At 37.7% G+C, this 16005-nt stretch carries 6 protein-coding genes, 2 tRNA genes and 4 rRNA genes; 1 reads left to right on the top strand and 11 read right to left on the bottom strand.

Annotation, left to right across the window (positions count from 1 at the left end; translation table 11 throughout):
• Positions 1-96 precede the first annotated feature (96 nt).
• From CLOLE_RS00450 to rrf (CLOLE_RS00430), 4 genes are all read right to left on the bottom strand, one after another.
• Positions 97-1701 (bottom strand): putative ABC exporter domain-containing protein, encoded by a 1605-nt coding sequence (locus tag CLOLE_RS00450; RefSeq protein ID WP_013655124.1) that lies wholly within the window; start codon positions 1699-1701, stop codon positions 97-99.
• Between the two features lie 5 nt (positions 1702-1706).
• Positions 1707-2402, bottom strand: a complete 696-nt coding sequence (locus CLOLE_RS00445) for an ABC transporter ATP-binding protein (protein WP_013655123.1) — start codon at positions 2400-2402, stop codon at positions 1707-1709.
• A 757-nt stretch (positions 2403-3159) separates the two neighbouring features.
• Positions 3160-3230, bottom strand: a tRNA-Gly gene (locus CLOLE_RS00435).
• Between the two features lie 89 nt (positions 3231-3319).
• Positions 3320-3437 (bottom strand): 5S ribosomal RNA (gene rrf / locus CLOLE_RS00430).
• 343 nt (positions 3438-3780) lie between these two features.
• Here rrf (CLOLE_RS00430) and CLOLE_RS00425 point away from each other — a divergent pair.
• Complete coding sequence (locus tag CLOLE_RS00425; RefSeq protein WP_013655122.1) at positions 3781-5793, top strand: vWA domain-containing protein; 2013 nt, start codon at positions 3781-3783, stop codon at positions 5791-5793.
• Positions 5794-6005: 212 nt separating this feature from the next.
• On the opposite strand, the gene CLOLE_RS00420 is transcribed toward CLOLE_RS00425, so the two are convergent.
• The 7 genes from CLOLE_RS00420 to CLOLE_RS00390 all read right to left on the bottom strand — a co-directional run bounded on the left by CLOLE_RS00420 (position 6006) and on the right by CLOLE_RS00390 (position 15810).
• A complete protein-coding gene (locus tag CLOLE_RS00420; RefSeq protein WP_013655121.1) occupies positions 6006-7694 on the bottom strand; it encodes a hypothetical protein in 1689 nt (562 codons plus the stop codon).
• A gap of 26 nt (positions 7695-7720) precedes the next feature.
• Complete coding sequence (locus CLOLE_RS00415) at positions 7721-9790, bottom strand: efflux RND transporter permease subunit (RefSeq protein WP_013655120.1); 2070 nt, start codon at positions 9788-9790, stop codon at positions 7721-7723.
• A 182-nt stretch (positions 9791-9972) separates the two neighbouring features.
• On the bottom strand, positions 9973-10581 hold the full coding sequence (locus CLOLE_RS00410) for a TetR/AcrR family transcriptional regulator (RefSeq protein WP_013655119.1): 609 nt from the start codon (positions 10579-10581) through the stop codon (positions 9973-9975).
• A gap of 237 nt (positions 10582-10818) precedes the next feature.
• A 23S ribosomal RNA gene (locus CLOLE_RS00405) occupies positions 10819-13723 on the bottom strand.
• A gap of 284 nt (positions 13724-14007) precedes the next feature.
• A tRNA-Ala gene (locus tag CLOLE_RS00400) sits at positions 14008-14080 on the bottom strand.
• Between the two features lie 4 nt (positions 14081-14084).
• Positions 14085-14202: ribosomal RNA gene (gene rrf, locus CLOLE_RS00395) — 5S ribosomal RNA — on the bottom strand.
• A gap of 79 nt (positions 14203-14281) precedes the next feature.
• Positions 14282-15810, bottom strand: a 16S ribosomal RNA gene (locus CLOLE_RS00390).
• The 16S, 23S and 5S rRNA genes sit together here with 1 tRNA gene alongside, the layout of an rRNA operon.
• Positions 15811-16005: the final 195 nt, after the last annotated feature.

Here is a 16005-nt window from a genome sequence, read left to right as displayed (position 1 = left end):
ACTGCCTTTATATAATAGAAGCGATTTTTCAATCTCCTATCTTATGAGATTAAAGAATCGCTTTTATCAGTTTTCATATTTATTTTTCTCTGGTATCTACTCATTTAATTCCATTGTATTAAATGCCCCATTAGCTAAAAAGCTAATAATCAAAGCAACCAACATATTCCAAACGATCACAACGCCTAGAACAATCTCCAACAGGCTATTGATATTGCTCAATCCCCCACCTGTTCTTATCCCTACATATCCACCCAAAAGTATGCCTGGTACTTGCATAGCAACAGCAATAAGATAGTATAAGACAAAAAATATTCCTTTATTAGCAATGCTTCCTATTAATCTCTGCGAAAGCAAGTTAAGAGCAATCAAAAAGAGCTCAAAAGATACCCTTAACAAAATACCTAAGCCAATTAATGAAATTGGCATTTTTAGAATTATTCCTACCAAACCTACAATAATCACGTTTTCTACTAAACATCTAATGCATCCTTCTAATGCTGAAAATATAAACTTTTGAAATCCACTAATAGGTAACAAATAAATATAATGGCATTGTAATTCCATTGACCAACGTTCCACTCTCATAAGTAATACTTGTAAATATAACATGAAAATCAAAATACTTACAAATAATATACTCTCACCTAACTGAAAGGTCCTTTTTAAAACATAAGCGGCCCCTATAGCAGTTAAACATTGTATAATTGTTCCTGTATTAATAAATGTCTTACGACTACGCTTACCTTCTAATAAGTGCTTATAGAAAATAGTTGTAGCTCCTTTTCCATGCCCTATTCCTAATTTTTTTAAGTGCCTATGTTTCCTAGTACTTGTATCTCCTAAGAATTTTCCTGTTCTAAGACTTTTCTGTAAAGCCTCTCTTTGTTCTGTAGCAGTAATGACTTCCTCATAATAATCTAGTTTTCCCGCAAATATCTCTTTGAGCATCCAAACTAGTACTATTACATATAGTACTAGATAAATAAGTATTCCCTGCCAATTTCCTGATAAGATTTTACCAACAATTGCTCCACTCCAACCACCTAAAGGAATAAGACTTAATAGGAAACTAATATTTTGTAGTGCCCACCACAGCTCTTCTCCTACTTGGATCTGATAAACAACACTTATTGTTAAAGCGACTAAGGAACCTACTAATATCCATTTTACCTTGCTTTTTCTACGTACATCTCCGTTGATATAAATATATAGAAGCATACTTACAATTTGTAATACACCTAGAAAAATAAGATACCCTAATAGAATAAAAAGGCACTGCCCTAAGCTAATACCATAGTTAGTTAATAACCGAGGCATTTGAAAGGCAAGAATTACTCCTATAAATAGATTCGTTGCTGTTTGCTTTATTAGTCCATAGAGTAGAACTTGTTTTTCTGAAACTGGAGCCGTGAATAATAAATTAATATCACATAATCTAAAAAAAGTAGTCCCTTTATCTATGCCATCATAAATTGCTACATAGAAAATAAGTAAAAAAAACAGGGTAATTATCATTTCTAATTCTTTAATATTTCTTACTTTTACATCTAATTCAACCGGCTTTATAAAAGAAATAAACAAACTAAACCCAATAAATGCAACAATCAGAACTGTCCCCACAAGCTTAACTGGATGTCTCATCAAATCTAAAATATAGTTTTTTAACTGTTTTGTAAAAAGATAAGAGAATATATTCATCAAGCTCACTCCTCTTTTATAGTGGTTTCAAAAAAGCTCTCTTCTAAACTCTCACCAATTAATTCATCCTTTAGCCTTTTAGCTATAAACTCACCATTCTTCATTATATAAGCCATATCCCAATGGTCTTCTATACTTTCTATCATATGTGTGCTTATAAGTATTGTTCTTTTATCCTCCTTTAGTTCTAAAAAGAGTCGTTTTAATTCTTTAATTGCATATGGATCTAATCCTACCATAGGCTCATCAAAAATCACCACCTCTGGTCTATGTACTAAACCACAACATATGCTCACTTTTTGCTGCATACCTTTAGATAATTCCGTGCTTAGTTTATCCTTTTTATCCATTATCTCAAAACGCTTTAATAAATACTCTGCATACTCTTCCCAATCATTAAGTTTATATGCTCTTGCCATAAACTCCAAGTGCTCCCACACCGTTAAAAGAGGATATAAACATGGAATTTCTGGAATATAACCTATTTTTCTTTTTGCTATAATGGTTTTATTTAATTCATTTCCTATGTAAATTTCGCCCGTAAATCTTAGTAATCCTGCAATTGCTTTAATAAGTGTAGATTTTCCTGCGCCATTAGGCCCTAATAGAATGCCAATCTCTCCATCACCAATCTCAAAACTTAAATCATTATTAGCAATAAGTTTCCCGTATTTTTTCGTGACATGATTAACCTGTAAAATAACAATCCCCTCCTTTTTTTCTATTGTATCAAATTATATTGAAGTACAGTATAAAATATTTACTATTTTCAGATATATAACAATTATATATCGTAAGGTTAAAGTAAGATTACCTATTTTATATCACACTAAATTTTACAATTTGAATGGAGGTGTACATAATGAACATATACAATTATTATCGATCCATGAATAGTCCTGACCTATGGAATACTTTTCAAGCTACTAAAAACCTTATAGCAAACTCCAATGCTCTCATCGATCTTCCAATGATAAAAGTAATAATGGTACTTCTAAAATTGATATTCTTAAACAATCTCTGCTTTCTACAAACCAGGTTAATAAATCTTCATTAAAAACCATTGATATTGGTAAGTCTAGTGAACTTTCTTTATATGAAATGCATTTTAAAGAAACATATAACCAAACTCTTTATTGTTCTACCCTTGAACAAATGACAGGTAATTCATCTTTTATGTCTAGATATTACTCTTCAATAGCTTCACTTGGTATGTTTATGAATGTGGGTATATAAAATTTAACTCTAAACTCAAAAGAAACGTGCCCTCACTTGTCTCTAAAGAACCCTTTGAAGACGTGTTTTTTAATTTTGTTTTATTCATAAATAATCTTTCAATACTCTAGCCAAATAACTACTAATCTCAGCAAACCCTATTTAAGCAATGCTTGGATTGATGTTTTCTTATTACATAAAATAAAAAGCCATGAGATATCCTCATGGCTTTTTATTTGTTAGAGCGGGTGATGGGAATCGAACCCACGTAGTCAGCTTGGAAGGCTGAAGTTCTACCATTGAACTACACCCGCATTCATTTATAATTAACTCTGCTTTTGAGAGATTACTTTTACTTAGTTCCGACTAAGTAAATCTATCATCACCATTTTTTTAATTAAAAATTTGGCAGCCACCTACTCTCCCAGTCAGTCTCCCGACAAGTACCATCGGCCGTTTAGAGCTTAACCATCGTGTTCGGAATGGGAACGGGTGTTTCCTCTAAGCGCATCGCCGCCAAAAATTGTTTTCGCCTTTTACCAGCGACAAGTAATATAATAACTCAAACCGCTCCTCCTGTCAACAACTTTATTTATTTTTTTTTAATATCGCTTTTATTTTTCATGCAGTATATAGCTACAAAAAAAGCATTGCTATTCATATTACACTAAATACCCTAATTAAACCTATCCTATTTAACAACCAATTCTAAGGCTTCTCTCTAAAAGAGTGTATCTTTACCACTATTTAAAAAACATCACTTCCTTAAATTTTATTTATATATTTTCAGAATAATCGGAACATACTCAGTCTACTTACGTCTAATATATCATAAGTTAATTAATAAAAGAGGTGATTATTTCTATGAAACTAAATAATATTCAAAGATCCCCCTATTTACTACTTACTCTACTTCTAGGTCTTTCTCTGACAGGCTGCTCCTCTCATTCAGCTACTAGCCAGCCTCCTAATGGTTCTATATCTTATCTTGCACCTGCTGAGTCTGCAACTGCTGATATCGAAGAAACAGCTCCTATAGTTTTTAACTCTGAAAGCTATAACAGCTTTACAGAAAATCCTTTTATTAAAACAACAGATGAAACATTCTCCACCTTTTCTATCGATGTAGATATAGCTTCCTACAGTAACGTTAGGCGGTTTATTACCAATCAAGAGTTACCTCCTGTAGATGCTATTCGTACAGAGGAACTTATAAATTACTTTAACTATAGCTATCCTGAACCTACAGACAATATTCCATTTTCACTTTCCCAAGAAATGATGCCTTGTCCTTGGAATGAATCTAGCCAACTTCTTCTTATTGGACTACAAGGGAAACATCTACAGCCTGATGAAGTTCCACCTAGTAACTTAGTCTTCTTACTAGATGTATCCGGTTCTATGTCTGATACCAATAAGCTACCTTTATTAAAGAAATCCTTTAATATCTTAACCTCTAATCTTAAGGAAAGTGATTGCATTTCTATTGTTGTATATGCCGGAGCCTCTGGAGTTGTCCTAGATGGTGTAGCTGGTAATGATGAGTCTCTTATTAATGAAGCTTTAGAGTCCCTTGAAGCCGGTGGTTCTACTGCTGGTGCTGAAGGAATTGCCATGGCCTATGAATTAGCTGAAAAACACTTTATTAAAGATGGTAATAACAGAGTTATTTTAGCAACTGACGGTGATTTTAATGTCGGTCCTAATAGTGAATCTGATCTCATTAGAATTATTGAGAAAAAACGTGAAAAAGGGATTTTTTTATCTGTTTTAGGATTAGGTATGGGGAATTATAAAGATGATAAAATGGAAAGTCTAGCTGATCATGGTAATGGCAATTATGCTTATATTGACTCTTTGCAAGAAGCAAAAAAGGTATTAGGTGAACAACTAACAGGTACATTATTTACTATCGCTAAAGATGTTAAAATTCAAGTTGATTTCAATCCAGATAAAGTTGAATCTTATCGATTAATCGGCTATGAAAATAGGCTTCTTAATAAAGAGGATTTTGATAATGATTCTGTAGATGCTGGTGAAATTGGAGCCGGTCATAATGTCACTGCATTATATGAAATTACGCCTAATGCTAGCACTACCAACAAATCTAAAGTAGTTGATTATTATGATGATACTACCATTCCCATAGCAGATGAATATGGTCTTATCAAACTTCGTTATAAGGCTCCTGATTCTAATGAAAGTCGTTTACTTTCTGTTAAGTTTTCGCCTTCACTAACACAATCTAACACCAATATTACTTTTGCTGCTGCTGTAGCTGAATATAGTATGCTTCTAAGAAACTCTTCTTATAAAGGTAATTCGTCTCTTGACCAGGTTTTATCTCTTATTAAGCCTTATGCTAATGAAGATGTTCATAAATCCGGATTTTACGATTTAGTTGAAGCAACCAAACCTTTACTTCCTTCTACTTCAAGTAGTACTTCAATTACATCTATAAATCAAGACAGTATCGTGAATGCCTATATGTCCATCATTAATAAACTCTATGAAGAAGATCCTGGACTTAACGACGAAATTTCTATCTTAGCAATAGATACTACTAAAATGTGTAATATTACCTCTTATGAAAAAACTCTTTTGTTGGAAAAGCTTAAAAATGTATATGAATTAGAAATTATAGACTCTACTTTTGAAGACTTAAAAAAAGATGGCTACATCTTAGAAGACCAACTCTACTTTCCTAATGGCATCCTCATTAATATAGAAGATACGCCTATTGAAAATGATTCCACCTTCACATTTAATGCCTCTAAATGGCGTAGTGGGTTAGGCTCTATTGGTTACAATAATTCAACTATTACCTATATGAATTCCACTTGGGAAATTACTGTTCAAAGCTCATGGATTTCATGATTTAGTCTACTATAAAAAGAATCTATTATATACATATCTCACTTAGTAGATTCTACCCTTTCTATGGCATTGTCTATCATGAAAAAGCTGTCTATAGGTTATATTTTATCATACATTATTGACTCCTTCACTCTACCTTGTTACACAAACCAAACTAAAAAAAGATAGGATTACTTGTTGATTCCAACAGTCTAATCCTATCTTTCCTTATTCTATGCTAAGCTTTCTTTAACCCATTCTTTAATACTCTCTAGGAACCCTTTCTTTTCTACAGAAATCTTAGTTTCATTTGCCGCTATATTCGTAGTTTTATCCTCTACTACCATTCTATCCACTCCTTCAATTTTAACAACAAATTCTACCTTACTATCATTGGCTTCATTATTTCCAGTAAAGGTTGTATAGTCTTTAGCTATTTCTACTAAGGCATCTTTAATCTCTAGAAATTCACTTAAGCTATTAAGCTTATCTGATACTCCCTCCTTTAATTTTAATATTCCTTCCTTATTGAATTCATTCATGCCAGTAGCTAATGTTTTTGCTCCCTCTTCTAACTGACTAGTTGCATCTACTAGGGAATTCATTCCACTTGTTAGCTTTCCACTTCCTTGCTCAAGTGTTTTAGTTCCTTCCACTGCGGAATTAAGTCCTTCTACCAAACTTTCACTACCATCATCTAAAGCTTTTGCACCTGCTGCTAAATCGTTAGCTTTATTGACATACGAACTAAGACCTGTACCAAGGGTCATTGAACTTTCTTTTAATTGACTCATTCCACCACTAATTTGTGTTAAAGCTGCCTTTTGAGGTAAATCATTTGGCAAGGTTGCTAAAACTTGAGCTAATGTATCATTTAAACTATTGATAGCGGCTGTCTGTTTATCAACCCCTGCTACTAACTCTTTTCCTTTATTTACATAAGCTACACTATTTTCATATAAACTATTAGCCCCTGTGTTTAACTTTATGGCTCCTCCCTGCAAACTACTAATACCAGAAGTAAGTTGTCCTGCTCCATTAATAAAACTATTCATACCTCTTTGGAATTCTTTTATCTTGGTATTAAATAAACTCATCGAACTAAAAAGTGTAGTTGAGCCCTTTACTAATTGATTACCTGATCTGACTAATTTATTAAGGTTTTCGGTCATATTATCAAATTCTTCTAACCCTTTAATATCACTAAGTTCTGGTAAATTAGCTGATGTAGAAATGTAAATAGGTGCTAAATAAAACTCTTCCACATCTCCTTCTATTTCTATAGTATCTGATACTAGATCTATTCCTTTATCTCCTAAATTCTCTGACATTCCAGGAAGCATAGCCCCTACTACAGCTTTTCTAGAGCCATCACTTAATAATTTACCATTTGTAATCTCTATATTCTGCATTACATCTGCATCTAGCATAATCATACCAAGTGAATAAAATGGTGCATACAGTTCACGCTCTTTACCTTCTATTATTTTTTTTGCTTTAACTGTATTAGTTTGTTTAACTGTTATTTTTAAATGTCCACTTTTACCGCTTAATTCTTCAGGTGTCATCTCTTTCCCATCTAATACATAAGTCACCGCGGTCTCTACTGGTAATGCTTTTGTTGTTTCTCCTTGATAGTAAATATCCTTACCATTTGTCTGCCATGTCAGATTGTTACCATCTTTAGTAGGTACTTCATCCCCTTTTAAATTTATAATATTTTTAAGCTCAGAAATATCCTTGACTTCTGTTTCATTATTAACTTCAAGATGGTTGCTTACAATAATTTTTTGTGTTTCTCCTTGGCTGTTTGCCGTTACAAATACCATTTCATTTTTAGTTGCTGCAAAGGTAGATGGTGCAATCATTGCAGCTACCATACTCATTATTAAAACCTTTTCACATCTTTTCGCTAATTTCATAGCTTACACCTCTCTCATATTTATTACTAATTTTCACACCACTTAAAAGTAGTTTTACGAATTAGTGGTTCACATATTAAAAGTACTGAAGGTAAAATACATAAAATCATTGCCATACTAATCAATGCTCCTCTCGCCATCATACCCGTAAGAGATGAAATGATATCAATTCGTGAAATCATTGCCACTCCTACTGTTGCTCCAAAGAAAGATAAGGCACTAGTTACTATTGATTTAGCAGTAGATGATAATGCTATTCTCATGGCCTCTTTCTTATCCTCCGTTGTGGCTAATTCTTCTTTAAATCTACTCGTCAAAAGAATGGCATAATCTACTGTTGATCCTAATTGAACACAACCTATAACAATAGAAGAAATAAAACATATAACCGTGCCTGTATAAGCAGGAATGCCCATATTACAAGAAATAGCTAACTCTATAACTCCCACTAAAATAATAGGTAGGGAAATAGATTTAAATGATATTGCGATAATAACAAGTACAATTAACACAGAAAGGATATTAACATTTTTAAAGTCTATGTCAGAAATACTAATAAGGTCATTTGTTAAAGATGCTTCTCCTGTCATATAAGCATCTTTATCATACTCCCTCATAATATCTCTAATCTCTTTCATTTGCTTAGCCACTTCATCTGTTGCAACAGCATAAGATGAATTAATAAATACTCTTTCATACCCGCCATTAAAGAAAACTTCTTTAGCTTCTTCTGGTAACATTTCTTTTGGAAGCATTGGACCTACAATGTCTTCATACCCTATAATCCAGTTCACACCTGGTACTTTCTTAATACGGTTAATCATTTCCTTTGTATCTGATTCAGAAACATTTTCATTAATAGCCACTAAATGTGTAGCTTGCATATCATAAACATCTTTCATTTCATTTAAAGCTACTATTGATTTCATATCTTGTGGTAAACCCCTATCCACCTTATAGTAGACTTCAGTATGTATCTGACCGTATACTGCTGGAATAACAAGCATCAGTCCAATAAGTACCATAATAATAGGTTTCTTTGTTATCATATCACTAAATTTATCAAACTCTGGCAAAATCGTCTTATGCTGAAACCTATGAATAAGTGGGTCAAATATTAATATTAGTGAAGGTAATATGGTAAGTGTACAAATCACACCTAACAATACACCCTTTGCCATGACAATTCCTATATCTTGACCTAATGTAAGTTTCATACTAATTAGCGCTAAGAAACTAGCAACTGTAGTGAGTGCTGCTGCAGACACTGAAGTAGCAGTATATTTAATTGCCCTGGCCATAGCTTCTATATGATCATAACTTTCTCTCTCTTCTTCATACCTATGAAATAAGAAAATAGAGAAGTCCATTGTTACGCCTAATTGAAGTACTGCGGCTATAGCTTTAGTAATATAAGAAATCTCACCCAAGAAATAGTTAGTTCCCATATTATATAAAATACCAAAGCCTATACCTATTAAAAATATCACTGGAATAAAAACAGACTTGAGGGCAAATGCCAATACAATGGTAGATAAAACAACTGCAAGTAATATGTATAATCCTTTCTCTGAATTGGCTACATCAATCATATCTGAAATAACGGGTGACAATCCACTAAACTTATATTCATGCTTACTCTCATCTACGATTTGTTCAATAGAATTTACTGCTGCTAAAGTCCTATCTTCTGCTGTTGAACCTTCTAGATTAATAACTATTAAAGTATCCTCACCTCTATAAACCATTTCAGCCAAATCATCTGGCAGCATCTCAACAGGAATAACATTATCTACTAAGTCTCTTAACCATAATACAGATCCTACTCCGTCCACTTGTTTAATCTTCTCGACTACCTTATCAATCTCCTTATCTGGTACATTCTCAAAAACCAGCATACCTATTCCTGTTGATCCAAAAGCTTGATCCATCACCTTAAGTCCTTGTACAGACTCTGCATCATCAGGTAAATATGCCAGAATATCATAATTAGTTCTTGTATAACCAAGTCCAAAAATGGATGGAATAGCTAAAATAATAGCTATAACCATAACTAGTACACGATGTTTACTAACCCATCTCCCAAACTGATACATAAAATCACCTCTTTAAAAATATTTGGTACAACATTAACCTTTTCCCCTTATAATCTATACCACTTCAATTAATGACCAAAAGTCATTAAAGATACTTTATCACCAAACTGACCATTGGTCAATAATTAAATTGTAAAAAAATAACCTAATTATCTTATAGATAATCAGGTTATTTTCCTTTTTTAAGCTTTTCCGGATCTAATAATTTGTCTAATACTTTCATATAAATAAGGTTTTAAAGCATCTATCTGTACCGGTTGCTCAAATAATATAGAATTATACGCTGTGCTTCCTACTAACTCTATTATTAAAAATAAAGTAATTTCTGCATCTTTAAATTTAAAATCTTGTTTATTAGCACTTTGCATGAAAAGATGGTAGTAACTTAGTTCCTCCTGATTCTCATCATTTAATGATTTTGAGAGAACTTTCTTATAAACCCCCCATGATAAATCTTTCGAAATCATTCTTAATAATACTTTATCCTTCTTTAATTGCTCTATTACATCATCAATAATAAAAAGTACTTGTCCTTCAAAATCTATCACTCCACTATCTCTTAATCTAGAAATAGCTTGCATAAAAAGAAAACTTGTCTTTCTTATAATAAGTTTATCTCTAATATCATATTTGTCCTTAAAATATAAATAGAAGGTTCCTTTGGCTACTCCCGCCTTTTCTACAATATCACTAATAGCCGTATTATTAATACCTTTTGTAGTAAAAAGTTCAAAAGCTGTGTTAAACAAAGCTTCCTGTTTTTTCCGTTTATTTTCTTCTGCTTTGCTCATTTATACCGCCTACCTTATATACTTTCTTATAATTAGTTACCTAACTCAACCTACGTTATTTTCATTTTTTATATTAATACTCAGACATCTTACACTTATATAGAGTATGTTTCTAATAGTATACTATAAACTTTTGCCTTTGTTAATTATTTTACATAACAAAAAACACCCTTTCGGGTGTTATCTTCTCAAACTCTCAAAAACAAATACTACAACCTTTTGTTTAACCGTTTTATCTAGGTCAAACCCTCGAACCGTTAGTATTGGTCACCTACACATGTTACCATGCTTACAGCTCCAACCTATCTACCTCATAGTCTCTAAGGGGTCTTACTCCTTTCGGATGGGAAATCTTATCTTGTGGTCTGCTTCACGCTTAGATGCCTTCAGCGTTTATCAGATCCAGACTTGGCTACTCTGCTATGCCTTTGGTAAGACAACAGATGCACCAGTGGTCCGTCCATCCCGGTCCTCTCGTACTAAGGACAGCTCCACTCAAATTTCCTGCGCCCACGACGGATAGGGACCGAACTGTCTCACGACGTTCTGAACCCAGCTCGCGTACCGCTTTAATGGGCGAACAGCCCAACCCTTGGAACCTGCTTCAGCTCCAGGATGCGATGAGCCGACATCGAGGTGCCAAACCTCCCCGTCGATGTGAACTCTTGGGGGAGATAAGCCTGTTATCCCCGGGGTAGCTTTTATCCGTTGAGCGATGGCAATCCCACTTTCATACCACCGGATCACTAAGTCCTACTTTCGTACCTGCTCCACCCGTCGGTGTCGCAGTCAAGCAACCTTATGCCTTTGCACTCTTCGAATGGTTTCCGACCATTCTGAGGTTACCTTTGAGCGCCTCCGTTACTCTTTAGGAGGCGACCGCCCCAGTCAAACTGTCCACCTGACATTGTCCCCAGACCCGGCTAACGGGCCATGGTTAGAAGTTAAGTATTACAAGAGAGGTATCCCACCGGCGACTCCACCTAGACTGGCGTCCAGATTTCTCAGTCTCCCTCCTATCCTGTACATGTAATACCCAACCTCAGTATCAAGCTACAGTAAAGCTCCACGGGGTCTTTCCGTCCTGTCGCGGGTAACCAGCATCTTCACTGGTACTACAATTTCACCGGGTGCGCTGTCGAGACAGTGCCCAAATCATTACGCCTTTCGTGCGGGTCAGAACTTACCTGACAAGGAATTTCGCTACCTTAGGACCGTTATAGTTACGGCCGCCGTTTACTGGGGCTTAAGTTCAAAGCTTCGTCTTGCGACTAACCTCTCCCCTTAACCTTCCAGCACCGGGCAGGCGTCAGCCCTTATACATCACCTTTCGGTTTAGCAAAGACCTGTGTTTTTGTTAAACAGTTGCTTGGGCCTATTCTCTGCGGCCTACCTAAGTAGGCACCCCTTCTCCCTAAGTTACGGGGTCATTTTGCCGAGTTCCTTAACAACGCTTCTCCCGTCGGCCTTAGGATTCTCTCCTCATCCACCTGTGTCGGTTTACGGTACGGGTACCTATCACGCAATAGCAGCTTTTCTCGGCAGCGTGGGTTCAGCAACTTCTCTACTTTAATTTCGATCCCCATCACACTTCATCCTCGTTCCCCGGGTTTTCCTTGGGAATGCGACTTTGTGCTTGGCCCAGGATACCATTCCTGGGATTGCCTACCCTCCTGCGTCCCTGCAGTTCTGATAATAGGTAGTACTGGAATATGAACCAGTTGTCCATCGACTACGACTTTCGTCCTCGCCTTAGGTCCCGACTTACCCAGAGCAGATCAGCTTTACTCTGGAAACCTTGGATATTCGGCCTACAAGATTCTCACTTGTATCTCGCTACTCATTCCGGCATTCTCACTTGTAATTACTCCACAGCTCCTTACGGTACTGCTTCTGCGTCGTTACAACGCTCCTCTACCAATCCACTATTGTGAATTCCATAGCTTCGGTGGTGTGTTTTAGCCCCGGACATTTTCGGCGCAAGATCTCTCGACTAGTGAGCTATTACGCACTCTTTGAATGAGTGGCTGCTTCTAAGCCAACATCCTAGTTGTCTTCGAAATCTCACATCCTTTTCCACTTAACACACACTTGGGGACCTTAGCTGATGGTCTGGACTGTTTTCCTTTTGACCACGTGTCTTATCACTCGTAGTCTGACTGCTGACGGTATCTTGATGGCATTCTTAGTTTGATATGCTTCGGTAAGCTTGTAGGCCCCCTAGGCAATTCAGTGCTTTACCTCCATTAGACTCCTATCAACGCTAGCCCTAAAGCTATTTCGAGGAGAACCAGCTATCTCCGGGTTCGATTGGAATTTCTCCGCTACCCACACGTCATCTCCTACCTTTTTCAACAGATGTGAGTTCGGACCTCCATTACCTTTTACGGTAACTTCATCCTGCACATGGGTAGGTCACCCGGTTTCGGGTCTACTAACAATGACTATTTTGGCGCCCTATTCAGACTTGGTTTCCCTTCGGCTTCGTACCTCCTGGTACTTAACCTTGCCACAGCTAGTAACTCGCCGGACCGTTCTACAAAAAGTACGCGGCTGCACATCATATGGTGCTTCCACTGCTTGTAAACATAGAGTTTCAGGTTCTCTTTCACTCCCCTCCCGGGGTTCTTTTCACCTTTCCTTCACAGTACTATGCGCTATCGGTCACCGAGGAGTATTTAGGCTTGGGGGGTGGTCCCCCCGGCTTCCCACAAGGTTTCTCGTGTCTCGTGGTACTCTGGATACTGCTAGGCTTCACTTGGATTTCGCTTACGGGATTATCACCCTCTTTGATGAGACTTTCCAGACTCTTCAGCTATCCGCATTCTTGCCATGTCGCAGTCCTCAACCCCAGATTACAAGTAATCTGGTTTGGCCTGTTTCCCTTTCGCTCGCCGCTACTCAGGAAATCGATGTTTCTTTCTCCTCCTGAAGGTACTTAGATGTTTCAGTTCCCTTCGTTCCCTTCCTATAGTTATGGATTGGCTATAGGATGACAGAGGTTTGCTCTGTCAGGTTTCCCCATTCGGATATCTACGGATCAAAGTTTATTTGCAACTCCCCGTAGCTTTTCGCAGCTTATCACGTCCTTCATCGGCTCTCGGTGCCAAGGCATCCACTCTACGCTCTTAGTAGCTTGACCTTATTGCTCATTATTGAGCGGTCTAATCATGTTTTCACATGATTGGTGCCTTGTTAATTATCATTTCTGATAAAAACAAAGAATGTTTTAAGTCATTTCTGACTATATCGGTTAAATTGTAGATTTTACACCCTGACAAACATTTTTGCATTATACAATGCGTGTACATTTATCGTTAGGCGCAAGTTATATTGCTATAACTTACAAATCTATAATTGTTGTAGTATTTGTTTTTCAAAGTACAAGTAGTACATTTAGTACAATTATGTCCATTATTTGGACAGTGGAGATTAAGGGATTCGAACCCTTGACCCCCTGCGTGCAAGGCAGGTGCTCTCCCAACTGAGCTAAACCCCCATAAATGTGGCAACCACTTACTCTCCCAGTCAGTCTCCCGACAAGTACCATCAGCCGCTTAGGTCTTAACCTACGTGTTCGGAATGGAAACGGGTGTTTCCCCTAAGCGCATCATCACCACAAATGAGTGAAATATTCATTTAGTTCAATGAACTTTCAAAACAAAATAGTAACTAACAAACCATCGATTTCTATCCTTAGAAAGGAGGTGATCCAGCCGCACCTTCCGATACGGCTACCTTGTTACGACTTCACCCCAGTTATTGGTTTTGCCTTAGACGGCTCCCTCCCCGAAGGGTTGGGTCACCGGCGTTGGGCCCCCCCAACTCCCCATGGTGTGACGGGCGGTGTGTACAAGACCCGGGAACGTATTCACCGCGACATTCTGATTCGCGATTACTAGCGATTCCAACTTCATGTAGTCGAGTTGCAGACTACAATCCGAACTGGGACTGCTTTTTTGAGGTTTGCTGACTCTCGCGAGATCGCTTCCCTTTGTAGCAGCCATTGTAGCACGTGTGTAGCCCTAAACATAAGGGGCATGATGATTTGACGTCATCCCCACCTTCCTCCAAGTTATCCCTGGCAGTCTCTCTAGAGTGCCCAACTTAATGATGGCTACTAAAGATAGGGGTTGCGCTCGTTGCGGGACTTAACCCAACATCTCACGACACGAGCTGACGACAACCATGCACCACCTGTCACCAATGTCCTAGCAAGCTAGGAAAGGTCCGATTAAAGACCGGTCATCGGGATGTCAAGTTTAGGTAAGGTTCTTCGCGTTGCTTCGAATTAAACCGCATGCTCCACCGCTTGTGCGGGTCCCCGTCAATTCCTTTGAGTTTCAATCTTGCGATCGTACTTCCCAGGTGGGAATGCTTAATGTGTTAACTTCGGCACCGAGACCCGTAAGCCCCGACACCTAGCATTCATCGTTTACAGCGTGGACTACCAGGGTATCTAATCCTGTTTGCTCCCCACGCTTTCGTGCCTCAGCGTCAGTTATGGTCCAGAAAGCCGCCTTCGCTACTGGTGTTCCTCCGAATCTCTACGCATTTCACCGCTACACTCGGAATTCCACTTTCCTCTCCCACACTCTAGTTCATCAGTTTCAGAAGCAGCTTAGAGGTTGAGCCCCTAAATTTCACTTCTGACTTAACAAACCGCCTACGCACCCTTTACACCCAGTAAATCCGGATAACGCTCGCTCCCTACGGTATTACCGCGGCTGCTGGCACGTAGTTAGCCGGAGCTTCTTAGTCAGGTACCGTCATTTTTTTCTTCCCTGCTGATAGAAGTTTACAATCCGAAGACCTTCTTCCTTCACGCGGCGTCGCTGCATCAGGCTTGCGCCCATTGTGCAATATTCCCCACTGCTGCCTCCCGTAGGAGTTTGGGCCGTGTCTCAGTCCCAATGTGGCCGTTCACCCTCTCAGGCCGGCTATGGATCGTCGCCTTGGTGGGCTGTTATCTCACCAACTAGCTAATCCAACGCGGGTCCATCCTATGCCGATAAATCTTTACTATAATAATCATGCGATTACCGATAGTTTATGCGGTATTAGCGTTCGTTTCCAAACGTTATCCCCCTGCATAGGGCAGGTTACCCACGCGTTACTCACCCGTCCGCCACTAACCTTGAGGAGTAAGCTCCTCGCAGTTCGTTCGACTTGCATGTGTTAAGCACGCCGCCAGCGTTCATCCTGAGCCAGGATCAAACTCTCATAAAAAAGTTTGTCCATGTAGTATCTCTACTACTGACCATTTTACTTAGTACAAGTTGTACTGATTCTCATCTCTTATTAGAGACGTAATGAATCGACTGGTTTATAGTTACTATTTTGTTTTCAAAGTTCATTTGTTGTTTGTTTATCAAGGCTTAATACCTTTTCTTGTCTGCTGTTGTTTACCGCTGACTCGTATAA

Source organism: Cellulosilyticum lentocellum DSM 5427 (assembly GCF_000178835.2).
Classification (GTDB): domain Bacteria; phylum Bacillota; class Clostridia; order Lachnospirales; family Cellulosilyticaceae; genus Cellulosilyticum; species Cellulosilyticum lentocellum.
The sequence above is the reverse complement of the archived record's forward strand: the minus strand, read 5'-3'. Positions and strand labels throughout refer to the sequence as shown.